21 protein-coding genes are annotated in these 25619 nt (G+C 60.7%); 8 read left to right on the forward strand and 13 right to left on the reverse strand.

Annotated elements, in window-relative coordinates:
- Positions 1–66: 66 nt before the first annotated feature.
- The 9 genes from GCM43_RS13280 to GCM43_RS13320 form a co-directional block, all read right to left on the reverse strand.
- A complete protein-coding gene (locus GCM43_RS13280; RefSeq protein ID WP_152244981.1) occupies positions 67–2919 on the reverse strand; it encodes a 2-oxoglutarate dehydrogenase E1 component in 2853 nt (950 codons plus the stop codon).
- A gap of 243 nt (positions 2920–3162) precedes the next feature.
- Entirely contained in the window at positions 3163–4080 is a 918-nt protein-coding gene (locus GCM43_RS13285; protein WP_152244983.1) for a LysR family transcriptional regulator, read from the reverse strand.
- Positions 4081–4371: 291 nt separating this feature from the next.
- Positions 4372–5676, reverse strand: coding sequence for a citrate synthase (gene gltA / locus GCM43_RS13290; RefSeq protein WP_152244985.1), 1305 nt, complete (start codon positions 5674–5676; stop codon positions 4372–4374).
- 122 nt (positions 5677–5798) lie between these two features.
- Positions 5799–6080, reverse strand: a complete 282-nt coding sequence (locus GCM43_RS13295) for an FAD assembly factor SdhE (RefSeq protein WP_152244987.1) — start codon at positions 6078–6080, stop codon at positions 5799–5801.
- 118 nt (positions 6081–6198) lie between these two features.
- Positions 6199–6909 carry a succinate dehydrogenase iron-sulfur subunit gene (locus tag GCM43_RS13300; protein WP_065310545.1) on the reverse strand — a complete coding sequence of 237 codons (711 nt, stop codon included), beginning with the start codon at positions 6907–6909 and terminating at the stop codon, positions 6199–6201.
- A gap of 9 nt (positions 6910–6918) precedes the next feature.
- On the reverse strand, positions 6919–8700 hold the full coding sequence (sdhA, locus tag GCM43_RS13305) for a succinate dehydrogenase flavoprotein subunit (RefSeq protein ID WP_152244989.1): 1782 nt from the start codon (positions 8698–8700) through the stop codon (positions 6919–6921).
- 2 nt (positions 8701–8702) lie between these two features.
- Positions 8703–9068: a succinate dehydrogenase, hydrophobic membrane anchor protein gene (gene sdhD / locus GCM43_RS13310; protein WP_152244991.1), complete on the reverse strand. Its 366-nt coding sequence runs from the start codon at positions 9066–9068 to the stop codon at positions 8703–8705.
- Complete coding sequence (gene sdhC, locus GCM43_RS13315) at positions 9068–9490, reverse strand: succinate dehydrogenase, cytochrome b556 subunit (RefSeq protein WP_152244993.1); 423 nt, start codon at positions 9488–9490, stop codon at positions 9068–9070. The genes sdhD and sdhC overlap by 1 nt, the downstream gene beginning before the upstream one ends.
- 295 nt (positions 9491–9785) lie before the next feature.
- The gene (locus tag GCM43_RS13320; RefSeq protein WP_152244995.1) at positions 9786–10664 is read right to left on the reverse strand and encodes a GntR family transcriptional regulator; all 879 of its coding nucleotides are present in this window, start codon (positions 10662–10664) and stop codon (positions 9786–9788) included.
- A gap of 305 nt (positions 10665–10969) precedes the next feature.
- Between GCM43_RS13320 and GCM43_RS13325 the strand changes: the two genes are divergently transcribed.
- From GCM43_RS13325 to GCM43_RS13345, 5 genes are all read left to right on the forward strand, one after another.
- Positions 10970–11959, forward strand: a complete 990-nt coding sequence (locus GCM43_RS13325) for a malate dehydrogenase (protein ID WP_152244997.1) — start codon at positions 10970–10972, stop codon at positions 11957–11959.
- A 144-nt stretch (positions 11960–12103) separates the two neighbouring features.
- Positions 12104–13105 carry an HpcH/HpaI aldolase/citrate lyase family protein gene (locus GCM43_RS13330; protein ID WP_152244999.1) on the forward strand — a complete coding sequence of 334 codons (1002 nt, stop codon included), beginning with the start codon at positions 12104–12106 and terminating at the stop codon, positions 13103–13105.
- A 13-nt stretch (positions 13106–13118) separates the two neighbouring features.
- A complete protein-coding gene (locus GCM43_RS13335) occupies positions 13119–13673 on the forward strand; it encodes a hypothetical protein (protein ID WP_152245001.1) in 555 nt (184 codons plus the stop codon).
- 117 nt (positions 13674–13790) lie between these two features.
- Entirely contained in the window at positions 13791–16511 is a 2721-nt protein-coding gene (gene acnA / locus GCM43_RS13340) for an aconitate hydratase AcnA (RefSeq protein WP_152245003.1), read from the forward strand.
- Positions 16512–16723: 212 nt separating this feature from the next.
- Positions 16724–17977: a DUF2863 family protein gene (locus tag GCM43_RS13345; protein ID WP_152245005.1), complete on the forward strand. Its 1254-nt coding sequence runs from the start codon at positions 16724–16726 to the stop codon at positions 17975–17977.
- Between the two features lie 182 nt (positions 17978–18159).
- Here the strand turns inward: GCM43_RS13345 and GCM43_RS13350 are convergent, their stop codons facing one another.
- The gene (locus GCM43_RS13350) at positions 18160–18624 is read right to left on the reverse strand and encodes a CYTH domain-containing protein (RefSeq protein ID WP_152245007.1); all 465 of its coding nucleotides are present in this window, start codon (positions 18622–18624) and stop codon (positions 18160–18162) included.
- A gap of 10 nt (positions 18625–18634) precedes the next feature.
- Positions 18635–19756 (reverse strand): M14 family metallopeptidase, encoded by a 1122-nt coding sequence (locus tag GCM43_RS13355; protein WP_152245009.1) that lies wholly within the window; start codon positions 19754–19756, stop codon positions 18635–18637.
- Between the two features lie 289 nt (positions 19757–20045).
- Here GCM43_RS13355 and GCM43_RS13360 point away from each other — a divergent pair, with 289 nt between their 5' ends.
- Positions 20046–20765 (forward strand): TetR/AcrR family transcriptional regulator, encoded by a 720-nt coding sequence (locus tag GCM43_RS13360; protein WP_152245011.1) that lies wholly within the window; start codon positions 20046–20048, stop codon positions 20763–20765.
- A gap of 124 nt (positions 20766–20889) precedes the next feature.
- Here GCM43_RS13360 and GCM43_RS13365 read toward each other — a convergent pair whose 3' ends face one another.
- Positions 20890–22395 carry an acetyl-CoA hydrolase/transferase family protein gene (locus tag GCM43_RS13365; protein ID WP_152245013.1) on the reverse strand — a complete coding sequence of 502 codons (1506 nt, stop codon included), beginning with the start codon at positions 22393–22395 and terminating at the stop codon, positions 20890–20892.
- A gap of 154 nt (positions 22396–22549) precedes the next feature.
- Between GCM43_RS13365 and GCM43_RS13370 the strand changes: the two genes are divergently transcribed.
- Positions 22550–23464, forward strand: coding sequence for a LysR substrate-binding domain-containing protein (locus tag GCM43_RS13370; RefSeq protein ID WP_152245015.1), 915 nt, complete (start codon positions 22550–22552; stop codon positions 23462–23464).
- A gap of 186 nt (positions 23465–23650) precedes the next feature.
- Here GCM43_RS13370 and fucP read toward each other — a convergent pair whose 3' ends face one another.
- Complete coding sequence (fucP, locus tag GCM43_RS13375) at positions 23651–24955, reverse strand: L-fucose:H+ symporter permease (RefSeq protein WP_152245017.1); 1305 nt, start codon at positions 24953–24955, stop codon at positions 23651–23653.
- Between the two features lie 304 nt (positions 24956–25259).
- Between fucP and GCM43_RS26505 the strand changes: the two genes are divergently transcribed.
- A complete protein-coding gene (locus GCM43_RS26505; RefSeq protein ID WP_152245019.1) occupies positions 25260–25499 on the forward strand; it encodes a DUF3563 family protein in 240 nt (79 codons plus the stop codon).
- Positions 25500–25619 lie beyond the last annotated feature (120 nt).

Genomic DNA, 25619 nt, shown 5'->3' on the forward strand with positions numbered 1-25619 from the left:
TATTTTGTTATTGCGGCGCCGCCGCTGCGTAGCAGTGGCGGCGCTCCGTGACGAGATGTCGACCGCTTACTTGGTCAGGATAAAGCCCTTGAGCTTGGAGAACGCCGTTTCCAGCAGCTCTTTTTGCTGTGCGTAGTGCTTGTCATAGTAACCGACAGCTGGCGACGCCGAAGCAGGACGACCGGCATAGGCCAGGCGCTGGCCCGATTCCAGGCCTTCAAAGATGCTGTGCTGGATCTGGAACCAGGCGCCCTGGTTCTGTGGCTCATCCTGTGCCCAGACCACTTCGACCAGGTTCGGGAACTTTTTCAGTTCAGCAGCGAACGACTTGTGCGGGAACGGATACAGCTGCTCCAGGCGCACGATGGCGGTGTCGGTCTGGCCGCGCGTCTTGCGTGCATTGACCAGGTCGTAGTAGACCTTGCCCGAGCAGGCGATCACGCGTTTGACTTTCTTGACGTCGATTTTCTCGTCGACTTCGCCGATCACGGTCTGGAAGCTGCCCTTGGCCAGTTCGGTCAGCGGCGAGCCGGCGTCCTTGTTACGCAGCAACGATTTCGGCGTCATGATGACCAGCGGCTTGCGGAACTGGCGCACCATCTGGCGGCGCAGCAGATGGAAAATCTGCGAAGCCGTGGTTGGCTGCACCACTTGCATGTTGTTGTCAGCGCACAGCTGCAGGAAACGCTCAGGACGGGCCGACGAGTGCTCAGGACCCTGGCCTTCGTAGCCGTGTGGCAGCATCATCACCAGGCCCGAAGCGCGGCCCCACTTCACTTCGCCGGAGCTGATGAACTGGTCGATCACCACTTGCGCGCCGTTGGCGAAGTCGCCGAACTGGGCTTCCCAGATGGTCAGCGTGTTTGGCTCGGCGGTCGAATAGCCGTATTCAAAGGCCAGTACCGCTTCTTCCGACAGCACCGAGTCGATCACGGTAAACGGTGCCTGGTTTTCCGACACGTTTTGCAGCGGAATGTAGGTGCCGGCATCCCAGCGCTCACGGTTCTGGTCATGCAGCACGGCGTGGCGGTGCACGAAGGTACCGCGGCCTGCATCCTGGCCGGTCAGGCGGATGGCGTAGCCCGACGATACCAGCGAGGCGTATGCCAAGTGTTCGCCCATGCCCCAGTCCAGATTCATTTCGCCGCGGCCCATGGTGGCGCGGTCGCCCAGCACTTTTTCAACCAGCGAGTGGACTTTGAACTGTTCCGGCACGGTGGTGATGCGCGCAGCCAGGCGTTTGAGTTCGGTCATCGGCACGGCGGTATCAGCCGAGTCAGTCCACTTCTTGTTCAGGAACGGCAGCCAGTCGACCGCGTACTTGTTCTTGAAGTTCGAGATGACCGGGTCGATCGTGTGCTTGCCGGCGTCCATGGCGTCGCGGAAGGCCGCGACCATCTTGTCGCCGCCATCGGCAGGAATCACGCCCTGGGCTGCCAGTTTGTCCGCGTACATCTTGCGGGTGCCTGGATGCTGGCCGATCTTCTTGTACATCAGTGGCTGCGTCAGTGCCGGCGTATCTTGCTCGTTGTGACCCAGCTTGCGGTAGCAGATGATGTCGAGCACGATGTCCTTCTTGAACTCCATGCGATAGTCGAGCGCAATCTGCGTCGCCAGCACCACGGCTTCAGGATCATCGGCATTGATGTGCAGTACCGGCGCTTCGATCATTTTCACGACGTCCGAGCAGTACAGGGTCGAACGCGCATCACGCGGGTCCGAGGTGGTGAAACCGATCTGGTTGTTGATCACGATATGCACCGTGCCGCCCGTGCCGTAGCCGCGCGTTTGCGCCAGATTCAACGTTTCCATGACCACGCCCTGGCCGGCGAATGCAGCATCGCCGTGCACCAGGATCGGCAGCACTTGCGCGCCGTGCACGTCGTCGCGGCGGTCCATGCGGGCCTTGACCGAACCTTCAACCACCGGGTTGACGATTTCCAGGTGCGACGGGTTGAACGCCAGCGACAGGTGGACCGGGCCGCCTGCGGTGGAGATGTCCGACGAGAAGCCCTGATGGTATTTCACGTCGCCGGCCGGCAGGTCGTCGCCATGCTTGCCTTCGAATTCTTCGAACAGTTCCTGTGGCGCCTTGCCCAGGGTGTTGACCAGCACGTTCAGGCGGCCGCGGTGGGCCATGCCGATGACGATTTCCTGCACGCCTTTTTCGCCGGCGCGCTGGATGGTTTCGTCCATCGAGGCGATAAACGTTTCGCCGCCTTCGAGCGAGAAGCGCTTCTGGCCGACGTAACGGGTATGCAGATAGCGTTCCAGGCCTTCAGCCGCGGTCAGGCGGTCAAGGATGTGGATTTTCTTTTCTGGGGTGAAATTCGGGGTCGAGCGGATCGATTCGAGTTTCTCCTGCAGCCAGCGCTTTTCAGCCGGGTCGGAGATGTACATGAATTCGGCGCCGATCGAGCGCGTGTAGGTGTCGCGCAGATAGTTCAGCAGATCGCGCAGGGTGGCGGTCTCGGGGCCAAAATAGGTATTGCTGATGTTGAACACGGTGTCCATGTCGGCATCGTTGAAACCGTAGAAGCTCGGCTCCAGTTCCGGGATCATCGGACGTTCCTGGCGTTGCAGCGGGTCCAGGTTGGCCCAGTGCGAACCGAGGTAGCGGTAAGCGGCGATCAACTGGGTCGCGGCAACGCGCTTGCGGCCCATTTCAGCGTCGAACGAGGCGGTAACGGTACGGATCGGACCGGCCTTGGCGCGCTCGGCAAACGAGGCGACGACGGAGGCGTGGGCCACGTCAGGCTTGTTGCTGCCATCGACTGCAGGCACATGCTGCATGGCGTCGAAGTACGAGCGCCAGTTGTCGGGCACCGAACCTGGGTTGTTGAGATACGCTTCGTACAGGTCTTCCACGTACGGAGCATTCCCACCAAACAGGTAGGAGTTGGACGTAGTTTGTTGCATATATTGCTCACCTTTCTTCGCGCTTCGCGAGGAATTAGCGGGTTAGTCTAACCTTCCGCGACACGGCCTGACCGGTTAGCGGATTGCACATCAAGTTGTGGGGGAAGGGCTTTTATTGCGCCAGCATTTCTGCATACGTCATTTAGAATAGCACGCGGTATTGTAACGTAACAACCGACTCCTGACTTTTATTTGGCAAGCAAATGTAAGGCGGCGCGCCCTGCCCGCCTGCTTGTGTTGCGCTTACGCGATAGTACCGGCGGCGGCCAGCCAGCCGGGATCACGGGCAAACCAGTCGCGCAGGAAGTCGAGCATGGTGCGCAGCAGCGGCGACATATGCTGGCGCGTGACATACACGCCATGGATGCCCAGCGCCTGCGGCTGCCAGGCCGGCAGCAATGGCACCAGCTGGCCGCTGGCAATGAACGGTGCGGCAGAAAAGCGCGGCTGCATGGAAATGCCGGCGCCGGCCACCGTGGCCTGCAGCAGCACCAGCGACTCGTTGGCCGACAATCGCCCGCTGACCGGCACAGTCAGTACTTGCTCATTGTGCGTGAACTGCCACAGGCTCTTGCCGAAATAGGTATAGGTCAGGCAATGGTGCAATGCGAGATCTTCGATCCGCTTCGGCGTGCCGTGCACAGCCAGGTAGGCCGGCGCAGCGCACACCACCGAATCGCAACTACCCAGCTGGCGCGCGATCAGGTTCGGTTCAAGCGCATTGGTAATGCGGATGGCCAGGTCGATGCGCTGCTCGACCAGGTTGACGGCGCGGTTGTCGATCTGCAGATCGACGGCGGCGCGCGGGTAGCGCTGCAGATAAGCGGTTACTGCCTCGGCCAGCGCGGCCTGCGCCAGCGACTGCGAGCAGGTGATGCGCAGCAGCCCTTGCGGTGAGTCCTCGCTCTCGTTTGACACTACCGGCATGGCGCCGGCCACCTCCAACATCTGGCGGCAGCGCGCCAGCGTGGCCTCGCCCGCGTCCGACAGGCTCAGGCGACGCGTGGTGCGATGCAGCAAGCGGGCCCCGGCCCACTGCTCCATTTCAGCCAGATAGCGTGTCACCATGGTGCGCGACATACCCAGCGCCTCACTGGCCGCGACCATGCTGCCGCGATCGGCGATAGCGACAAAGACGCGCGCGGCGGTGATACGGTCCATCAGCGGCTCCTGACACCGAAAGCTGAAAAAAAAGCGAGCACGCGGGCTCGCTTTTGAATAGATGTTTGCCGGATCACGCTGCGGTTGATGTCGGATTACGCCGTTCCGGCTAATCCGACCTACTCTTACGCATTGCGCCGTACCCGTAGGTCGGATTAGCGTAGCGTAATCCGACAACAACGTTAGCGTTGAACACGCAGTGTAAGTCGGATCAGCCGCAGGTCATATTAGCCGGGCCGCGCAGGCGTAGCGTAATCCGACAACAACGTTACCGTCCGACAACCACGTTACTTACGCGCGCTTGTCCAGCGGCAGCACGTCGCGGGTGGTTGCGCCGACGAACAGCTGGCGTGGGCGGCCGATTTTTTGCTCTGGATCGGCAATCATTTCGTTCCACTGGGCGATCCAGCCGATGGTGCGGGCCATCGCGAAGATACCGGTAAACAGCGACACAGGGATGCCCAGTGCCGACTGCACGATACCCGAGTAGAAGTCGACGTTCGGGTACAGTTTGCGCGAAACGAAGTATTCGTCGTTCAGTGCAATCTTTTCCAGTTCCATCGCCAGCTTGAACAGCGGGTCGTCCTGCAGGCCCAGCTCTTCCAGCACTTCGTAGCAGGTTTCACGCATCAGCTTGGCGCGTGGGTCGAAGTTCTTGTAGACGCGGTGGCCAAAGCCCATCAGCTTGACGCCCGAGTTCTTGTCCTTGACCTGTTCGATAAAGGCCGGGATGTTCTCGACGCTGCCGATTTCTTTCAGCATGGTCAGTGCCGCTTCGTTGGCGCCGCCGTGGGCCGGGCCCCACAGACAGGCGATACCGGCAGCGATACAGGCGAACGGGTTGGCGCCCGACGAACCGGCCAGGCGGACGGTCGAGGTCGAAGCGTTCTGCTCGTGGTCTGCGTGCAAAATCAGGATACGGTCCAGCGCGCGCACCAGCACGTCGTTGACCTTGTACTCTTCGCATGGGTTACCGAACATCATGTGCATGAAGTTCGCGCTGTACGACAGGTCGTTGCGCGGATACATGAATGGCTGGCCCATCGAGTATTTGTACGCCATGGCGACCAGGGTCGGCATCTTGGCGATCAGGCGAATGGCCGAGATCTCACGCTGCTTGGCGTCGTTGATGTCGAGCGAATCGTGGTAGAACGAGGCCAGCGCGCCAACGGTACCAACCAGTACCGACATCGGATGCGCATCACGGCGGAAGCCGCGGAAGAAAAATTGCATCTGCTCGTGCACCATCGTGTGCTTGGTCACGGTGTCGACGAATTGCTGCTTTTGCGCTGCGTTCGGCAGTTCGCCGTTCAGCAGCAGGTAGCACGATTCCATGAAGTCGGCGTTGACGGCCAGCTGTTCGATCGGGTAGCCGCGGTACTGCAGCTCGCCTTTGTCGCCGTCGATGTAGGTGATCGACGAATTGCACGAGGCGGTCGACATAAAGCCTGGGTCGTAGGTGAACTTGCCGCTACCGGCGTACAGTTTGCGGATGTCGATGACGTCCGGGCCAACCGTGCCTTTGTAGATTGGAAATTCCAGCGATGGGCTGCCATCGGAGAACGACAGGGTAGCTTTTGTGTCTGAGGTATTCATGGGCTCTTCCTTCTCGGGAGTGAGTCGAAATTAAAAACAAAAATTCTGGCTGCAATTCGCTCCGCACTCAGGCAGAGCTACAGCGCGCCACTCGCACCGTTTGCAAACTATCGCCCAGGCGTCTAGGCAATGCGCAGTCGTTGCAGCAGTGCACGCACATGCGGCAGATCGACTTCGCCTTCCGGCTCTTTACGGGCCAGTACCAGATCCATTAACGCATTGTCCGACAAATCGAGCAAACGCGTCAGCGCGTCGACTTCCTCGTCGGTCAATTCGGTTTCATACGCATCGAGAAAACGAGTCAGGATGATATCGTTTTCCAGCAAGCCGCGGCGCGAGCGCCAGCGCAGGCGGGCGCGGTTGGCCGGATCGGCCTGATGCGTGGACAAAATTGATTCTGTCATTGGTTCTACGCTTTCGGTTGCGCCCTTGCAGGCGCAGTACTGCTTGCCGGCGCGACCGGCAGCCGAGGGCCACTCCCCCTGCTGCCGGCCGCGCCGGCGGGACGCGATCAGATGAAAATCAGATCGCGCGGCGAACCATCAATTCCTTGATCTTGCCAATCGCCTTGTTCGGGTTCAACCCTTTCGGGCAAACGTCGACACAGTTCATGATCGAGTGGCAGCGGAACAGACGGTACGGGTCTTCCAGGTTGTCCAGGCGCGCGCCGGTCGCTTCATCGCGCGAGTCGGCGATAAAGCGGTAGGCTTGCAGCAGGCCAGCCGGGCCGACGAACTTGTCGGGATTCCACCAGAACGATGGGCACGACGTCGAGCAGCAGGCGCACAGGATGCATTCGTACAGGCCATCGAGTTCTTCGCGCTGTTCAGGCGACTGCAGGCGTTCTTTTTCAGGCGGAATCGACTCGTTGATCAGGAACGGCTTGATCGAATCGTACTGCTTGAAGAACTGCGTCATGTCGACGATCAGGTCGCGGATCACCGGCAGGCCTGGCAGCGGACGCAGCACGATCGGCTCGGACAATTCGTTCAGGTTGGTGGTGCAGGCCAGGCCGTTCTTGCCGTTGATGTTCATGGCGTCCGAACCGCAGACGCCTTCACGGCACGAGCGGCGCAGGGCCAGCGAGTCATCGACGTCGGACTTGATGCGCTGCAGTGCGTCGAGCAGCATCTTGTCGGTGTCTTTCAGCTCGACGGTAACGTCCTGCATGTACGGCTTGGCATCCTGATCCGGATCGTAGCGGTAGATTTTCAGTTTGAGAGTGCGTGCCATTTTGTAGCCTTAGAATGTACGTGGTTTCGGTTTGAAGGTGTCGACCGTCAGCGGCTTGGTCACGACTGCCTTGTATTCCAGACGATTGTCTGCCGAGTACCACAAAGTGTGCTTCATCCAGTTGTCGTCGTCGCGGTGCGGGTAGTCATCCTGGGCGTGCGCGCCGCGCGATTCCTTGCGCGCTGCTGCCGAGATGATGGTCGCTTTCGCCGTTTCGATCAGGTTGTCCAGTTCCAGCGCTTCGACACGGGCGGTGTTGAAGACCTTGGACTTGTCCTTGAACGACACGTGCTTGCGGCGCTCGTCGAGCTTGAGGATTTCTTCGACGCCCTTGTTGAGCATCGCGTCGGTACGGAACACGCCACAGTATTTCTGCATGGTGGCGCGAATGTCGTTGGCCACGCCCTGCACGGTTTCAGTACCGGTCGAGTTTTCCAGGCGCGCCAGGCGGCCCATGGCGAAATCGGCTGCATTGGCTGGCAATGGCTTGTTTTCTTTCGCTTTCAGGCCGCTACCGACGATATGGTTGCCGGCTGCGCGGCCGAACACCACCAGGTCGAGCAGCGAGTTGGTGCCCAGGCGGTTGGCGCCGTGCACCGACACACAGGCGCATTCGCCGATCGCGTACAGACCCTTGACCACTTCAGGCGACTTTTCAGGGCCGGTTGGGGTAACGACCTGGCCGTGGATATTGGTTGGAATACCGCCCATCTGATAGTGAATCGTCGGCACGACCGGGATCGGTTCCTTGGTGGCGTCGACGTTGGCAAACTTGTGGCCGATTTCCAGGATCGATGGCAGGCGCTTGGCGATCGTGTCGGCGCCGATATGGCGCAGGTCCAGCATCACGTGGTCCTTGTTCGGACCGCAGCCGCGGCCTTCCTTGATTTCCTGGTCCATCGAACGCGACACGAAGTCGCGCGGCGCCAGGTCTTTCAGGGTCGGTGCATAGCGCTCCATGAAGCGCTCGCCTTCCGAGTTGATCAGGATGCCGCCTTCGCCGCGCACGCCTTCGGTGATCAAGACGCCCGCGCCGGCCACGCCGGTCGGGTGGAACTGCCAGAATTCCATGTCCTGCAGCGGCAGGCCGGCGCGTGCCGCCATGCCCATGCCGTCGCCGGTATTGATGAAGGCGTTGGTCGATGCAGCAAAGATACGGCCGGCACCGCCGGTGGCCAGCACCGTGGTTTTCGCTTCCAGGATCATGCAGTCGCCGGTTTCCATTTCCAGCGCCACCACGCCAACGACGTCGCCGTCGGCGTCACGGATCAGGTCGAGCGCCATCCACTCAACGAAGAAATGGGTACGGGCGCGCACATTGCGCTGGTACAGCGTGTGCAGCAGCGCGTGACCGGTACGGTCGGCGGCGGCGCAAGCGCGTTGCACCGGTTTTTCGCCGAAGTGGGCGGTATGGCCGCCGAACGGACGCTGATAGATGGTGCCGTCAGGATTGCGGTCGAACGGCATGCCGAAGTGTTCGAGCTCGTAGACGACCTTCGGTGCTTCACGGCACATGAATTCGATGGCGTCCTGGTCGCCCAGATAGTCGCCACCCTTGACGGTGTCGAACATATGCCAGAACCAGTTGTCTTCGGCCATATTGCCGAGCGAGGCGCCAATACCGCCCTGCGCCGCAACAGTGTGCGAGCGGGTCGGGAAAACCTTGGACAGAACAGCGACGTTCAGACCGGCTTCAGCCAGTTGCAACGACGCGCGCATGCCGGAACCGCCGGCGCCAACGATCACCGCATCAAAGCGGCGGGTAGGAATTGCAGAATTATATGCTGCCACGATTACACACTCCAGAGTATCTGTACCGTCCAGCCGGCACAAGCGATCAACCACAGCATGGTGGCAATTTGCAGGGTCAGACGCAGACCCGTGCTTTTCACGTAGTCCATCCAGACATCGCGCATGCCAACCCAGGCGTGGTAAAACAATGCCAGGAACGTTACCAGGCTGAACAATTTAAACCATTGCTGCGCGAACAAGCCGGCCCAGCCTTCATAGCTGAAGTTCTGGCCGGTCAGGAACGAGATCAGCAGGATGGCCACATAGGCCACCATCACGATGGCGGTCACGCGCTGTGCCAGCCAGTCGCGCAGGCCGTAGTGAGCACCGACGACGAGGCGTTTCGGTCCGATGTTATTGTCTGCCATTAAAATACTCCAAACAGTTTCAAGCCGACCAGGGCGGTCAGAACCAGGCTGATAATCAGCACCGACGACGCCGTCTTGCGTGCTGGCTGCTTTTCAATGGCCACGTGCACGTCCATCAGCAGATGGCGGATGCCGGCGCAGAAGTGGTGCAGGAACGCCCAGACCAGGCCCAGCGTGATCAGCTTGACGAACCAGTGCGAGGCGATGCCCTGGAAGTAAGCGTAGGACATTTCGGAGCGCAGGCTCAGTTCGAGCATGTACAGCATGCATGGCAGCAGCACGAACATGATGCATCCGCTGATACGATGCAAGATCGAGACGATGGCGCCAACGGCCATGCGGTAGTTCGACAGTTCCGTAACATGGATGTTACGGAATTGCGGCCGTTCTTTTTTTGGTACTTCCTTTACGGCTTCAGACATAAGAAAAACCTCCCCTTTGAATTTCAATAAATATTGAAGCCGCGATTTTCGCCGATTTTCGCAGGCGGCACCAATATCTATTGTTACATATAACCAAAATGGTTTTTTACTACACAACACCGCGCCACTTTCCGTGGTTCACGTAATTTAATTACAGGAAGGCTGGCAAAACCGCCTGGCTTCATCGGCTTTGCCACCCTGCCTGCTGTCTCCTGCGCCCGCCTCGCGGCAAGCGCATTTCAAACGACGAACTTCAGCCGAGCGCAGGCACACTGTACAAAGTGCAGCGCTGCTGTCAGCTGAGTTCATTCTGATAATGATGATGACTGGTCAGGTACAAGCCGCGGCGCAGTTCGACCGGCTTGTCGCCGTAGGTAAACGAGACCCGCTCCGAACTGAGCAGCGGCGTATTGACGTCGATATCGAGCAATTGCGCCGCGCCGGCGTCGGCGCACACGGCGCGGATCTGCTCGGAAGCGCGGATCATGCGCGTGCCGAATTCGGTTTCAAACAGGCCGTACATCGGGCCCTTGTATTCGACCAGTCGCTCGGCCGTGAGACCCTTGAAGATCTGCCCGGGCAGCCAAAGTTCTTCGACAATGGTCGGCACGCCGTCGAAATACTGCACGCGCTTGATAAAGATGACGGCGTCGCCCGACTTCAGGTCCATCAGGCGCGCCACGTCGGCCGGCGCGCGCACGCGCTTGACTTCGATGAACTTGCTTTCAGGATAATGCGGCACGCCTTCGTCCGGCACCAGGCGCAGGAAGCGGAAGTGCGCGCGCGCCTCGTGGTGGGTCGACACGAACGTGCCCTTGCCCTGGCGGCGCATGACCAGGTTTTCCGCCGCCAGCTCGTCGATCGCCTTGCGCACCGTGCCCTGGCTGACCTTGAAGCGGCCGGCCAGTTCCACTTCGCTGGGAATCAGTTCGCCCGGCTTCCATTCGCCCGACTGCAGGCTTTGCGTGATCAGTGCCTTGATCTGCTGATACAGTGGACTGAAAGTGGGAGAGACGGCTGGGACCGAAGGGGCCGCTGGCGGCGCCTGAGTAGCAGTCACAGCCGCAGCCGCAGCGACAGGCGCAACTGGCGCCACAGGGACATCGGCGCTCGGACTGACCGCCCCGCTTGCAGCAGTGGCATTGTTGGTCAGATTGGTCGAGGCGGAATTCATAGGCCGTCATTTCAACACAAATCAAGTTTCGCGTCCAGTAAAAACCGACAACTTATCTGTCTTATATAAGACATAAGATACGATTGACAGATACAAACCGGAGGCCTACACTGCCCCCGACAAAACTGGTGAACCATGCATTTTTGTTGCTCGCCAGCCACTCTGGCGCAGCATGAAAATGAGGAGACGGCCGCTGGCACAGGCAATTGGCTGGCAACTGTCGCTTTTGGTATCATTACAGTTTTTCCGGACAAGCGTACGACCAGCTTCCAGCCCGTTTTCTTTCCCATTTTTGGAGATTCATCATGGCTAAAACCCCTATGCGTGTTGCAGTGACCGGCGCCGCCGGCCAGATCGGCTACGCTCTGTTGTTCCGCATCGCCAACGGCGACATGCTCGGCAAAGACCAGCCTGTCATCCTGCAATTGCTTGAAATTCCGGACGAAAAAGCACAGAAAGCCCTGAAGGGCGTGATGATGGAAATCGACGACTGCGCGTTCCCGCTGCTGACCGAGATGACCGCCCACTCCGATCCGCTGACCGCATTCAAGGATGTCGACGTTGCCGTGCTGGTTGGCGCGCGTCCACGCGGCCCTGGCATGGAACGCAAGGACCTGCTGGAAGCAAACGCCCAGATCTTCACGGTGCAAGGCAAGGCGCTCGACGCTGTTGCTTCGCGCAACGTGAAAGTGCTGGTGGTCGGCAACCCTGCCAACACCAACGCCTACATCGCCATGAAATCGGCGCCATCGCTGCCAGCGAAAAACTTCACCGCCATGCTGCGCCTGGACCACAACCGCGCGCTGTCGCAAGTGGCTGCCAAGACCGGCACCGCTGTCAAAGACATCGAAAAGCTGACCGTGTGGGGCAATCACTCGCCAACCATGTATGCTGACTACCGTTTCGCCACCGTGGACGGCAAAAACGTCAAGGACCTGATCAACGACCAGGAATGGAACGCCAACACCTTCCTGCCAACCGTCGGCAAGCGTGGCGCCGCCATTATCGAAGCGCGCGGCCTGTCGTCGGCAGCGTCGGCAGCGAACGCCGCCATCGACCATATCCATGACTGGATGCTGGGCACCAACGGCAAGTGGACCACCATGGGCGTGCCATCGGACGGTTCCTACGGTATCCCTGAAGGCACCGTATTCGGCTTCCCTGTGACCACCGAAAACGGCGAGTACACGATTGTTCAAGGCCTGGAAATCGATGCATTCTCGCAAGAGCGCATCAACCTGACCCTGAAAGAACTGACCGAAGAACGCGAAGGCGTGAAACACCTGCTGCCTTAAGTCAGTGCAGCCAGTGCGGGCGCCGCGTGGCGTCCGCTGTCAGTATCTGGGCCGTCCGCGCCGGTCGCGGGCGGCCTCGCCGCTTCATCAAACAGTGCATCTGCAGATTCACTCGATAGCTTCACCTGAAGAGAAAAGCCTTACATGCATCCTTCCGAGGTTTTATTCCAAGGCAAACGCCAGCCGCTGCTGCTCGCCGCTTGTGACCATTACGCCGGCTCCGAAAAGCTGATGCGTAAATCGATTGCTTTGCAACAAGAGCTTGGTCCTTTGTTCGACATCACCTTCGATTGCGAAGACGGCGCCAGCGCCGGCAACGAAGAAGTCCATGCGCAACTGGTCGCCGGCCTGATCGCCAGCGACGCCAACGCGTTCAACCGCATCGGCGTGCGCGTGCACGATGTCGACAGCCCGTTTTTCGCGCGCGACGTGGAAATCATCTGCGCCGCAGCCGCCCAGCGCCTGGCCTACATTGCCGTGCCCAAGGTCGGCGGCGTACAGGACGCGATGCTGGCCATCGACCTGATCAACCTGCACGCCAAACGGGCCGGACGCGACAACCTGCCGGTGCATATCCTGATCGAGACCCATGGCGCACTGCACGACGCCTACGCGATCGCCGCCCTGCCTCAGGTCGAATGCCTGTCGTTCGGCATCATGGATTTCGTCTCGTCGCACTACGGCGCCGTACCGGCCGCCGCCATGCGCACGCCAGGTCAATTTACCCATCCGCTGGTGGTGCGCGCCAAGCTCGAAGTGGCCAGCGCCTGCCACGCACACGGCAAGGTCGCCTCGCATAACGTCACCACCGATGTGCGCGATTCGGCCGTGGTAGCCAACGACGCCCAGCGCGCGACGGCCGAGTTCGGCTACACGCGCATGTGGAGCATCCACCCCGACCAGATCAAGCCGATCATCAAGGCCTTCACGCCGCGCCTGTCCGAGGTCAATGAAGCAACCAACATCCTCACCGAAGCGCAACGCGCCCACTGGGGACCGATTGCGCAAAATGGCCGCTTGCATGACCGCGCCAGCTACCGATATTATTGGACCGTTTTGCAACGCGCCAGACTGGCGGGCCTGGGCCTGCCCGAGGCAGCGGTCGCATTACTTAATCCGCCCGACACCAGCTCCACCGAAAACTGACAGGAATACCACGATGTCCCTCTCCAAATTAGCCCTTGCCTGCAGCGTCGCGCTGGGCGCGATGACCCTGACCCTGGCGCCGGCGAGCTTTGCCGCCACCGACACCAAGGCGCCGGCCAAGGTCAAGACCGTCAAGGCCAAGGCAACGGCCAAGACCAAAGCCAAGACGCCGGCCAAGGCTGCGGCAAAGCCTGCCGCCATGCCGGCAGAACCGAATGAAGAGGCCGATGAACCGGACACCACCGGCTCGGCAACCACCGAGTTCCATTGCGAACTGGGCAACAAGATTACCATCTACAGCAACGCCACCGATGATTCGCATATCGCGCTGCGCTGGCAAAAGCGCCTGCATCGCCTGAGCCGCGTCGGCACCACCACCGGCGCCAACCGTTTTGAAAACCGCCTGTACGGCCTGATCTGGATCGGCATTCCGGCCAAGGGCATGTTGCTCGATTCCAAGCAGAACCGCCAGCTGGCCAACGAATGCAAGGATGCCGAGCAGGCCAAACCGGCCGTCGCAATCGAAGCGCCGGCTGGGCTGGGCGTGGTCGCACCAAGCGGCAGCTGATCCAATAGCCAGGGCCCCGATGGGGCCTTTTATGTTATATATGCCGCTTATATTTCGCGGCCCCAGCGAACAACATCAAATTAGCCATAGCAGCTGAATAGCCAACCAGGAGAAGTCATGTCTCGCAACACGCTCAATACGCTCAAGGATTTCAAACTTTCAGGCAGCAAGACTGGCAAGCTGTACTCGCTGCCGGCGCTGGAAACCAGCCTGGGCGTCAATATCTCGCGCCTGCCAGTATCGATCCGCATCGTGCTCGAATCGGTGCTGCGCAACTGCGACGGCAAGAAAGTGACCGAAGAACATGTGCGCCAGCTGGCGAACTGGGGCCCGACCGCCGAGCGCACCGACGAGATTCCGTTCGTGGTGGCGCGCGTGGTGCTGCAGGACTTTACCGGCGTGCCGCTGCTGGCCGACCTGGCCGCCATGCGCAACGTGGCCGCCAAGATGGGCCTGGACGCCAAGAAGATCGAGCCGCTGGTGCCGGTCGACCTGGTAGTCGACCACTCGGTCACCATCGACCACTACCGCGAAAAGAAAGCGCTGGACCTGAACATGAAGCTGGAATTCTCGCGCAACAACGAGCGCTACCAGTTCATGAAGTGGGGCATGCAAGCGTTTGACACCTTTGGCGTGGTGCCGCCGGGCTTCGGCATCGTGCACCAGGTCAACCTGGAATACCTGGCGCGCGGCGTACACCACAGCGGCAAGAAAGCCGGCGATGTGTACTACCCGGACACCCTGGTCGGCACCGACTCGCACACCACCATGATCAACGGTATCGGCGTGGTCGGCTGGGGCGTGGGCGGTATCGAGGCCGAAGCGGGCATGCTGGGCCAGCCGGTCTACTTCCTGACGCCGGATGTGATCGGCGTAAACCTGTCGGGCGCGCTGCGCGAAGGCTGCACCGCCACCGACCTGGTGCTGACCATTACCGAACTGCTGCGCAAAGAAAAAGTGGTCGGCAAGTTCGTCGAATTCTTCGGTGAAGGCACCGAATCGTTGACGCTGACCGACCGCGCCACGATCGCCAATATGGCCCCAGAATACGGCGCCACCATGGGCTTCTTCCCGGTGGACGACGCCACCATCGACTACTTCAAGGGCACCGGCCGCAGCAAGGCCGAGATCGCCGCCTTCGAAGGCTATTTCAAGGCGCAGAACCTGTTTGGCGTGCCAAAGGCAGGCGAGATCGACTACACCCGCGTGGTCGAGCTGGACCTGGCCACCGTGGCGCCGTCGCTGGCCGGCCCGAAACGCCCGCAGGACCGCATTGAAATCGGCAACGTGAAAGCCAATTTTGCCGAACTGTTCGCCAAGCCGACCTCGGAAAACGGCTTCAACAAGAACCCGGCCGACCTGGCTGCCGTGTATGAAACCAGCAATGGCGTCAAAGTATCGAACGGCGACGTGCTGATCGCTGCGATCACCTCGTGCACCAACACCTCGAACCCGAGCGTGATGCTGGCGGCCGGCCTGCTGGCCAAGAAAGCCGTGGAAGCCGGTTTGACGGTAGCGCCGCATATCAAGACCTCGCTGGCGCCCGGCTCGCGCGTGGTAACCGAATACCTGACCGCTGCCGGCCTCTTGCCTTACCTGGAAAAACTGGGCTTCGGCGTGACCGCCTACGGTTGCACCACCTGTATCGGCAATGCCGGCGACCTGACGCCGGAGCTGAACGCGGCCATCAACACCAACGATATCGTGGCTTCGGCCGTACTGTCGGGCAACCGCAACTTCGAAGCGCGCATCCACCCGAACATCCGTTCCAACTTCCTCGCGTCGCCACCGCTGGTGGTCGCCTACGCGATTGCCGGCAACATGACGCGCGACCTGATGACCGAGCCGGTCGGCAAGGGCAAGGGCGGGCGCGATGTGTACCTGGGCGACATCTGGCCAACCTCGGCCGAAGTGTCGGCAATGATGAAGTTCGCCATGAACGCCGAGGTGTTCAAGAACAACTACGCCGACGTCAAGGGCGCGCCAGGCAAGCTGTGGGAGAAAGTCTCGACCGTGTCGGGCCAGGTCTACAACTGGCCGAAGTCGACCTATATCGCCGAGCCGCCGTTCTTCGACGACTTTGCCATGACGCCAAAGGCTGCCGCCACCAGCATTACCGGCGCGCGCGCGCTGGGCGTGTTTGGCGACTCGATCACCACCGACCATATCTCGCCAGCGGGCTCGATCCAGGAAAGCGGCCCGGCCGGCAAATGGCTGAAGGAAAACGGCGTCCTGAAAGCGGACTTCAACTCCTACGGCTCGCGCCGCGGCAACCATGAAATCATGATGCGCGGCACTTTTGCCAACGTGCGCATCAAGAACCGCATGATCCCGGCCAAGGCCGACGGCTCGGCGGTCGAAGGTGGCATCACGATCCACCAGCCGTCGGGCGAACAGATGTCGATCTACGACGCGGCCATGAAGTATGTGGCCGAAGGCACGCCAACCATGGTCTTCGGCGGCGAAGAGTACGGCACCGGCTCGTCGCGCGACTGGGCTGCCAAGGGCACCCAGCTGCTGGGCGTGAAAGCGGTGATCACGCGTTCGTTCGAGCGCATCCACCGCTCCAACCTGGTCGGCATGGGCGTGCTGCCGCTGCAGTTTATCGGCGACGACAGCGTGCAGACGCTGAGCATTACCGGCAACGAGACGTTCGACCTGAAAGGCCTGGACGGCGAGATCAAGCCGCAACAACTGGCGACCTTGGTGATCCACCGCGCCGACGGCAGCTCGCAGGATGTGACGGTGCTGCTGCGCATCGACACCCCGATCGAAGTCGATTACTACAAGCACGGCGGCATCCTGCCATTCGTACTGCGCCAGCTGCTGGCCGAATAAGCCGGCGACTTGCCGCAATGAAAAAACGCCGGTTCCGACCGGCGTTTTTTTTGGCCGGCGCCACCAGCGCGCGCTTGAAATTTGCCCGTTGCGCCATGATCTGGAAACAGCTTGTGCATCCGTGTGGCCTAATCCACTACAATACGGTTATAAGGGTTGATCATCGTTTTGACTGATCCATTTTTTTCACTTTCAGAGACTCTTATTCCGCTATGCGTCGTCCTTCCAAAGATTCATCCCATAAACTGACTGCCGACAGCCAGCGCCTGGTCACCTTTGCCCAGGCGGTCGTACAGGCAGCCAGCCGTCTCGAAGAGCGTTCCTGGGAACACAGCCTCGATACGCAGCTCCAGAAATTACTCAGGACCGGACACCAGGACACCATCGACAACACCCTGGGCAGCCTGTTCAGGCAGGATCTGAACGCCTATGACGTGCTGATGGACAGCGTGGAAGCGGTCAGCGAATCGGCTTCCATCGTGCATGAAGAGGTGCGCTACGACGCGCTGCTGGTGGCCGTGCCGGTACTGGCCTGGACGCGTTTTTCCATTGCCTCCGGCCCGCTGGCCACCGACGCCGTCAATGTGCTGTCGACCCATTTTGCGGCCCACCTGCTGGCCGATGGCGTGAAGATGGCGATGGCGCCCACGCTGTATTCGATCGACCAGTTGCCGCGCAGCCATGTCGAGACCTATGCCAAGACGCAGAAACTGGCGCTGGCGGCCCTGAAAGGCACGACCGTCAAGCCATCAGCAAAAGAAGCTGAAACGGCGCCGTTCCTGGCCGATACGCGCTATCTGCTGGTGGCCGTGGTGGCCCCTGCCGGCGCGCCGCTGTTCCGCTGGCAGGTGCCTGCCTTGCAAACCGACTTTGTTGCCGAACGCAGCGCAGCGCTCGAACAATGGCGCACCCAGGCTGCGCCGACGCTGGCGCGCATGCTGCCCGGCTGCGGCATCGAACTGCTGCTGCCCGAAGCATACTATGTGGCCTGCCGCGAAGCGGACAAGCTGATCCGTCCGGTCTCGGTACGCGCCGCCGTGCATTACCTGACGCACACGCTGGCCATCGAACCGTCCGAACTGCGCGCGGTAGTGGCCGGCTTTGGCGAAGAATCAGCCGAAGGCCAGGTCGACGAATACCGCATCGCCTTCACGCTGCGCCAGGCGCCGGAAGTGATCTATGGCATCGTCTGGCCGCTGTATGGCCAGGAAGATGAAGACGGTACGCCGATCGAAGGCCTGATCCAGGTCGGCATCGCCGCCCAGGGCAAGCAGAAGACCCCGGTCGATGAAATCGTCGAACACCTGCAAGCGGCCGGCGTGACGCAGATCAAGCGTCACAGCGAGCGCTTTGTCGGCGAATACTGCGACGACTGCGGCGCCCCGCTGTTTGCCGATCCGTCAGGCGAGCTGGCGCATCCGGAAATGCCGGAAGATACCCCGCAAGGTACCGAGCATTTTCATTGATGGGTCAACGGTGGTGTCGGATTACGCGCTACGCGCTAATCCGACCTACGTTGCCGCCCCGTCCGTAGGTCGGATTAGCGCGTAAGCGCGTAATCCGACAACATTGTTTGCGCGGCAGACATCACCAACCCATGACGTAAAAAAGGCGGAACCGCAGCTCCGCCTTTTTTACATTCACCTCATCACCACCGCGAATACGGATGCCGTATCAGGTTGGCGTTGAAATAGCGCGCATCATCCGACACTTCCTCGCCCACCCACTCCGGCTTGTCGAAGGCCTGGTCTTCCGATTCCAGTTCGATCTCGGCCACCACCAGGCCGGCGTTGGCGCCTAAAAACTCGTCGACTTCCCACACCATGCCGGCATGCGTGATGCGGCGCCGGTATTTCTCGATCAGCGGCTGCTCGCACAGGCCGTCGAGCAATTCGGCGGCGTCCGTCAGCGGGATCGGATACTCCCATTCGCCGCGCGTGGCGCCCACACTGGCCCCCTTGATGGTCAGCACCGCCTGCTCGCCTTCGATGCGCACGCGCACCACCCGCTCGCGGGTCGACGACAGGTAACCCTGGCGCAGCAGCACCGGCTCGCCCAGGCTGCGCCAGGCGTCGCCGAACAGCAGGAATTTACGTTCGATCTCGACGCCCATGCTGCGCCTGTCAGTCGAGCGACAGCAGGATAGGCTGCAGCATGGCCGCGCCCAGGGTGGCGCTGCGCGCGCCGTTCCAGCCCACTGCCGGATGCGGCAGGTCGGCGTTTTCCTTGAACGGCATTTCCAGCGTCAGCGCCAGGCAGCCGAAATGGTGGCCGATATACTTCGAGGCCAGCGTCAGCATGTCCGACTTGTACTTGCTGGCGGCATAGCCGTATTTGTCCTGGAAGTCGGGGCTGGCCTGCTTGTAACGCTCGATAAAGGCCTTCTGGTGTGCGGCCTGGGCCGGCGTGAAGTTTTCCAGCATTTCATTGCCGGCCACAAAGTTGTACGGCAGCGCTTCGTCGCCGTGGATGTCGAAGAACATGTCGACGCCGGTTTCATGGATCTTGTTTTTCACGCACAAAACCTCCGGGCTCGATTCAAGCGACGGCGTCATCCATTCACGGTTCAGGTTGGCGCCGGCGGCGTTGGTGCGCAGATTGCCACGGATCGAGCCGTCCGGATTCATGTTCGGCACGATATGGAACACGGCGCGCTGCAAGAGCTTGCGCGCGATCGGGTTGGCGTCGTCGAGCAGCGCGTCGATCAGGCCTTCGACAAACCATTCGGCCATCGATTCGCCCGGATGCTGGCGTGCGATGACCCAGATTTTCTTTTCCGCCTGCGGGTCGCCAATGGTGACCAGATTCATGTCGCGGCCATCGACCGTCGAGCCCAGATCAGTCACGCGCGCCAGCGGATGCTCGGCCACTTCGCCCAGCAATCGCAGGTGGCGCTCCCACGAATACGGCTCGAAGTAGGCGTAGTAGACGCTGTCGAGTTCGGGCGTATGGGAAATCGTCATGACCTGGCCGTCAAAAGTGGTCGGCACGCGGAACCAGTTTTCGCTGTCGTAGCTGGCCACGGCCTGATAGCCCTCGTAGCCGGCCGGATAGGTGGCCTGGCCAGCGTTCAGGAAACGCAGCGTGCAGGCCTGGTCGCGCGCGCCTTGCAGGCGGAAATGGAACCACTGATGGATATCGGCGTGGCTGTCCTTGCGCAGTTTCAGGTCGATCGCGTTGGCGCTGGCAGCGCTGACAACGTCGATCGCGCCCGAGTCGAAATTCTGGCTGATTTTAATGGTCATGGTGGATTCCTGTGATGTTGATTAAGCGTCCCGGAGCACTTGCCGGACAAGTGCGGCCAGTGTAAGCCCTTTCGCTATTTTCCGCCCTTTGGCCGCGTTAGCAAAGGCTGGGCACCGCGTTTTCGCACCAATCCGGGGCATCGTCGGCAGAGCTGGCGTAGCCGGCAACAAAAAACGGCCAGTGGCGGGCTGCACCGGACAAAAATCTGATTTGTAACAGGCTCTGAAACATTTTCAGGGGTGATGCCGCCCTATAATCGCTGCTTTTAATAAGTGGCCAGAAAGAGTCGTGGATAAAAAGCTAAGCAATATACAAGAACGAAAAGTCCGGGAAGCCCACGCACGACGCGAACATATCATCGAGGTAGTCAAGCGCCTGATCAAGCAGGGCGGCGCACGCGCCGTATCGATCCGCAAGGTGGCCGAAGCGGCCGGTTTTTCCACCACCGTGGTGTATGCGCTGTTTCGCGACAAGGCCACGCTGATTGCGCAGGCGATGGACAAGGACCTGCTCGACCTGGTGGGGGCCATGCGCAGCGCCAGCGAAGCGCAAACCGATCCGTGGGACCGCGTGCGCAGCATGGGCCGCGCCTATATCCAGTACGGCTTTGCCCACCCGGACGAATATGCGCTGATCTTCATGGAGCTGCGCCCGCACGCCGAAGTCGACGCGGCGATGGTCGAACATGGCAATGCCGAGCAGGACCCGTACGCTTACGCGCTGCAGCAGTTTGCCGCGCTGGCCGAAGCCGGCCAGGTGCAGGCGGAGGAAGCGGCACTGCATGCGATGACGCAGATATTCTGGCAGTCCCTGCACGGGCTGGTGTCGCTGCGCATCGTGATGGACGAAGGCGACCCGTGGACGCCGTATATGGCACTCGATGCGCATACCGAAGACTTGCTGAGCGTGGTCACGGAAGGCATACGGCTGCGCTTTGCGCCATCGACGAAAATCGGGGTCAGGTCGGCCATTGCTACACAAGCTCATCAGGACAGTAGGTCGGATTAGCGTAGCGTAATCCGACAATTGGCAGCTGATATTGTCGGATTACGCCGCTATGCGGCTAATCCGACCTACTTAGTTTGCCAGGCGTTTTCCTTAACTTAGCGGCATTAAGACCTGACCCCAGGTTTCAGGCATCGCACATGCTTTGCGTTTCCTGGTAGCGCACATGCCAGGCCAGCGCTTCCTGCAGCACGTGCGGTGTATGGCCGCCGCGCGCGGCTGCTTTGGCGTAGTAGGCGCGCAACTGCTCGCGGTAGTCGGGATGGGCGCAGCGTTCGATGATCAGGGGCGCGCGTTCGCGCGGCGCCAGGCCGCGCAGGTCGGCGTAGCCGAACTCGGTCACCAGCACATCGACGTCATGCTCGGTATGGTCGACATGCGACACCATCGGCACCACGCTGGATATGCGCCCACCCTTGGCGGCCGACTTCGACACGAACAGCGACAGTTGGCCGTTGCGCGCAAAGTCGCCCGAGCCGCCGATGCCGTTCATCATGTGCGTGCCGCACACATGGGTGGAATTGACGTTGCCGTAGATATCGAATTCCAGCGCCGTATTGAGCGCAATAATACCCAGCCGGCGCACGATCTCGGGATGGTTGCTGATCTCCTGCGGACGCAGCACGATCTTCGAGCGGTAATGGTCGATATTGTCCATCAGCTTCTGGTGCACTTTTTCCGACAGCGTGATCGACGAGGCCGAGGCAAAGCTCAGCTGGCCCGAGTCGAGCAGCTCGATGGCGCTGTCCTGCAGCACTTCCGAGTACATGGTCATGTCGTGGAAAGGCGAGCCGATCAGGCCATGCAGCACCGCATTGGCGATCGTGCCGATGCCGGCCTGCAGCGGCAGCAGCTGCGGCCCCATGCGCCCAGCTTTGACCTCGCCTTCCAGGAAGGCGATCACATGACCGGCAATGGCCTGCGTTTCCGCGTCGGGCGGCAGGGCGTTCGACGGACTGTCGGGGCTGTCGGTGATGACGATGGCGGCAATGCGCGCCGGGTCGATGGCAATGGCGGTGCCGCCCAGGCGCTGGTCGACGCGCGTCAGCGGAATCGGCTCGCGGCCCGGCAGCGGCTGCGGCGTATAGATATCGTGCAAGCCCTCCAGCGCCAGCGGCGTGGACAGGTTGATTTCCACGATCACCCGCTCGGCCTGCTGGGCAAAGGCCACCGAGTTGCCGACCGACATGGTGGGAATAATCGCGCCGGAGGCGGTAATGGCCGCCGCTTCAATGACGGCGATATCGATGCCGGGCAGGTTGCCCGAACGCAGCTGCTCGGCCGTTTCCGACAGATGCTGGTCGATAAACAGCACTTCGCCGCGGTTGATCTTGCCGCGCAAGATGGGGTCGACCTGGAACGGCATACGGCGCGCCAGTGCACCGGCTTGGGCCATCAGGCCGTCGCTGCCGTTGCCCAGCGAAGCGCCGGTGATCAAGGTCAGTTCCAACGGTTCCTGCTGCGAACGCTCGGCCAGCGCGCGCGGCAGCGCCTTGGCGTCGCCGGCGCGGGTAAAGCCGCTCATGCCCACGCGCATGCCGCTGTGAAACAAGCTGGCTGCCTCGGCGGCGCTCATGACTTTGCCGAGCAGGCCGGGGTGGCGAATTCGATCCTGATAATGATCCTGATGCATCTTTGCTCCGTTCTTCTTTATATTCTCAAACCACATGGCGGTCATACACCAGCGCCATAAGTGGCTTCAGTATAAAATCGCCGTCACATGGATTGCATGAATTAAATTCGCCGGATTCAGTCGATATTTTCATGCTTTCAGGAGCGTTACTGTCGTGGATATCCGATCCCTGCGTTATTTTGTTGAAACTGTGCGCCTGTCGAGCTTTACGCAGGCGGCCGAAGCGCTGCACCTGACCCAGTCGACCATCAGCAAGATGGTGCGCCAGCTCGAGGACGAAGTCGGTGCGCAACTGCTGGTGCGCGATGGCCGCAAGCTGTCGCTGACCGACACCGGCCGCATCGTCTACCAGCATGGCCAGGACATGCTGGCCAGCATGCGCCAGCTGACACTGGAAATCCGCGACACCCAGGCCCTGCAGCAAGGCAGCCTGACGGTGGGCGTGCCGCCGATGATCAATGTGCTGTTTACACCGGTACTCAAGGCGTTTCGCGCGCGCCATCCGCAGATCGCACTGCGCCTGCTGGAAGATACGGGACAGCAGATCGAACGCAAGGTCGCCGCAGGCGAGCTGGAAATCGGCATGACGGTGCTGCCGGCCGAGCCCACGCTGGAACTGGTTAGCGCACCGGTGGCCAGCTATCCGATCTGGGCGCTGGCCGAACCGGGCACGTTCCAGAAGCAGCGCACCACCCTGCCCTTCAAGGCGCTGGCAGAGCTGCCGCTGGTACTGCTGAAAGATGAATTTGCACTCACGCGCAGCCTGCGCCAGCACTTTGCGCAGGCCGGCTTCACGCCGCAGATAGCGGCCCAGAGCGGCCAGTGGGACTGGCTGGTGGCGATGGCTGCGTCAGGACTGGGCGTGGCGCTGCTGCCCGAGCCGCTGATCCACCGCCTGGCCGGCGAAAAGGTCGAGGCGGTGCGCATCGTCGAGCCGGAAATAGCCTGGCAGGTCGCCCATATCTGGCGCGGCCAGTATCTGTCGCATGCGGCGCGCGCGTGGCTGGAGGTGTGCTCTGAAGTGCTGGGAACGGATGATGGGGGTGTCGGATTACGCGCTGCGCGCTAATCCGACCTACGCGACAACGCGACGGCGTGTCAAACACGTAGGTCGGATTAGGCCGCAGGCCGTAATCCGACAACATTGTTGGCGCTGCGGGTGTTTGTCGGATTACGGCCCGAAGGGCCTCGGCGACCCCACCTAATCCGACCTACGCGACGCCACGACGGCGCATGAAACACGCAGGCCAATGCCTTATTTCAGCTCTGTACCCGCTTCGTACATCGACGCATATTTCCAGCCGAAGTACAAAATGAAGGTGTAGCACAGCGCCGGCACGATGAATGACAGCTGCAGGTTCATGTGATCAGCCAGGAAGCCCTGGATAAACGGCACGATGGCGCCACCCACGATCGCCATGCACAGGATGCCCGAGCCCTGTCCCGTCTGTGCGCCCAGCTTGTTCAAGGCCATGCTGAAAATGGTCGGGAACATGATCGAGTTGAACAGGCCGACTGCGATCAACGCCCACATGGCGGTATGGCCGCTGGCAAACACTGCCACCAGGATCAGTGCGATCACCACGGCTGCATTGAAGGCCAGCGTCTTGCCCGGGCTGACATAGCGCATCACGGCAAAGCCGACAAAACGGCCGAGCATGGCGCCGCCCCAGTAGTAGCTGACAAAGTGCGCGGCATCGGCTGCATTGAGGCCGGCAATATGGCTCTCGCCCAGGAAGTTAATCAGGAAGCTGCCGATACTGACTTCGCCACCCACGTACAGGAAGATCGCCACGGCGCCCAGCACCAGGTGGCGGTGCGACCAGATCGAGACCTTGTGGCCATCGCGTGTTTCCTGCACATCATCGGCGTGCGAGATTTTCGGCAGCTTGGCCAGTGCAAACAGCACCGCCAGTACCACCAGCGTGGCGGCCAGCGCCAGGTACGGGCCCTGCACGGCTGCCGCTTCCTTGGCGCGGTAAGCCAGTTGCTCGGCTGCCGGCAGCAGGTCGAACTGCTGCACCGTCAATACCGTACCCGACAGGATCAGGATGCCGCCCAGCGTCGGCGCCACCGTGGTGCCCAGCGAATTGAAGGCCTGCGTCAGCGTCAAACGGCTCGACGCCGTCTGCGGGTCGCCCAGTTCCGTGACATACGGATTGGCCGCCACCTGCAGCACCGTGATGCCGGCCGCCAGGATAAAGAACGCCACCAGGAACAGCGCGTAGCTGCCGGTCGAGGCCGGGTAGAACATGGCGCAGCCGGCCGCGGCGATCAGCAGACCGGTGACCACGCCACTCTGATAGCCGATGCGCTTGATCAGCATGCCGGCAGGCAAGGACACGATGGCGTAGGCGCCAAAGAAGCAGAACTGCACCAGCATCGCCTGCACATACGTCAGGGTATAGATTGAGCGCAGATGGGGGATCAGCACATCATTAAGCGAGGTCAGCAGACCCCACATGAAAAATAGCACCGTGACAATGATCAGGGCGCCAGTGTTGTTTTGCGTGCCGGCCTGGCTGCGCTGCGCGCCCAGGCCCTGCTTTACGTGTTCCATACATTCTCCAATGTTCAATTCCAGGATCGTCTTGTACTGCGATTGCATTGCCGATTGTTGCGTTGGGATGCCTGCGGAGATCTTGTTTGAAAACAACACCAACAAGTAACTGAGCAGCGTAGTAAAACTACCATCCCGCGACGGCATTATGCCCGAAAGGCCCGGTTTACGCAGTTTTCACGCCTGTTATTTGATAATTGAATAGCTGACATTTGAAAACAAAAGTGTACTTATATCTTGAGAATAGTATACTTATGTTGCGCTGCACCACTTGATGCAACGCCCACTTTACAAGGAGCTTGTCATGTCTGCCACCACCACTTTCAGCTATCACACAACCAACAGCAACAACATCGTCGCCACCCTGGCAGCCGTCCTCAAACGCGCCAGCGCCTACCTGCTGCAAAGCGATGACCACCGCGAACGCGCTTACGAAGAAGCCTACCTGGCCGAGTCGACCGACCGCTACGATCTGGAATACCGCATGCGCGAATTGTCCCGCAGCAACCCGCATCCAAGCTGGATGAGCGGCCTGTCGCGTTAATCAGAACCAGGCAAGTGGAAGTCAGTTGCAAATGAAGTGAAGTCGTATCAAACGCGACGCAAGCCATCATCCAAGCTTGTGACAGTCGCCAGTCTCAACCGCCTTGCGCGGTATCGATAG

The sequence above is a fragment of the Janthinobacterium aquaticum genome, assembly GCF_009208565.1.
GTDB lineage: Bacteria > Pseudomonadota > Gammaproteobacteria > Burkholderiales > Burkholderiaceae_D > Janthinobacterium.

Coding starts and splice junctions, on each gene's coding strand:
- GCM43_RS13280 (WP_152244981.1), bottom strand. CDS start 2,919: ATGCAACAAACTACGTCCAACTCCTACCTGTTTGGTGGGAATGCTCCG.
- GCM43_RS13285 (WP_152244983.1), bottom strand. CDS start 4,080: ATGGACCGTATCACCGCCGCGCGCGTCTTTGTCGCTATCGCCGATCGC.
- gltA (WP_152244985.1), bottom strand. CDS start 5,676: ATGAATACCTCAGACACAAAAGCTACCCTGTCGTTCTCCGATGGCAGC.
- GCM43_RS13295 (WP_152244987.1), bottom strand. CDS start 6,080: ATGACAGAATCAATTTTGTCCACGCATCAGGCCGATCCGGCCAACCGC.
- GCM43_RS13300 (WP_065310545.1), bottom strand. CDS start 6,909: ATGGCACGCACTCTCAAACTGAAAATCTACCGCTACGATCCGGATCAG.
- sdhD (WP_152244991.1), bottom strand. CDS start 9,068: ATGGCAGACAATAACATCGGACCGAAACGCCTCGTCGTCGGTGCTCAC.
- sdhC (WP_152244993.1), bottom strand. CDS start 9,490: ATGTCTGAAGCCGTAAAGGAAGTACCAAAAAAAGAACGGCCGCAATTC.
- GCM43_RS13320 (WP_152244995.1), bottom strand. CDS start 10,664: ATGAATTCCGCCTCGACCAATCTGACCAACAATGCCACTGCTGCAAGC.
- GCM43_RS13325 (WP_152244997.1), top strand. CDS start 10,970: ATGGCTAAAACCCCTATGCGTGTTGCAGTGACCGGCGCCGCCGGCCAG.
- GCM43_RS13330 (WP_152244999.1), top strand. CDS start 12,104: ATGCATCCTTCCGAGGTTTTATTCCAAGGCAAACGCCAGCCGCTGCTG.
- GCM43_RS13335 (WP_152245001.1), top strand. CDS start 13,119: ATGTCCCTCTCCAAATTAGCCCTTGCCTGCAGCGTCGCGCTGGGCGCG.
- acnA (WP_152245003.1), top strand. CDS start 13,791: ATGTCTCGCAACACGCTCAATACGCTCAAGGATTTCAAACTTTCAGGC.
- GCM43_RS13345 (WP_152245005.1), top strand. CDS start 16,724: ATGCGTCGTCCTTCCAAAGATTCATCCCATAAACTGACTGCCGACAGC.
- GCM43_RS13350 (WP_152245007.1), bottom strand. CDS start 18,624: ATGGGCGTCGAGATCGAACGTAAATTCCTGCTGTTCGGCGACGCCTGG.
- GCM43_RS13355 (WP_152245009.1), bottom strand. CDS start 19,756: ATGACCATTAAAATCAGCCAGAATTTCGACTCGGGCGCGATCGACGTT.
- GCM43_RS13365 (WP_152245013.1), bottom strand. CDS start 22,395: ATGCATCAGGATCATTATCAGGATCGAATTCGCCACCCCGGCCTGCTC.
- fucP (WP_152245017.1), bottom strand. CDS start 24,955: ATGGAACACGTAAAGCAGGGCCTGGGCGCGCAGCGCAGCCAGGCCGGC.
- GCM43_RS26505 (WP_152245019.1), top strand. CDS start 25,260: ATGTCTGCCACCACCACTTTCAGCTATCACACAACCAACAGCAACAAC.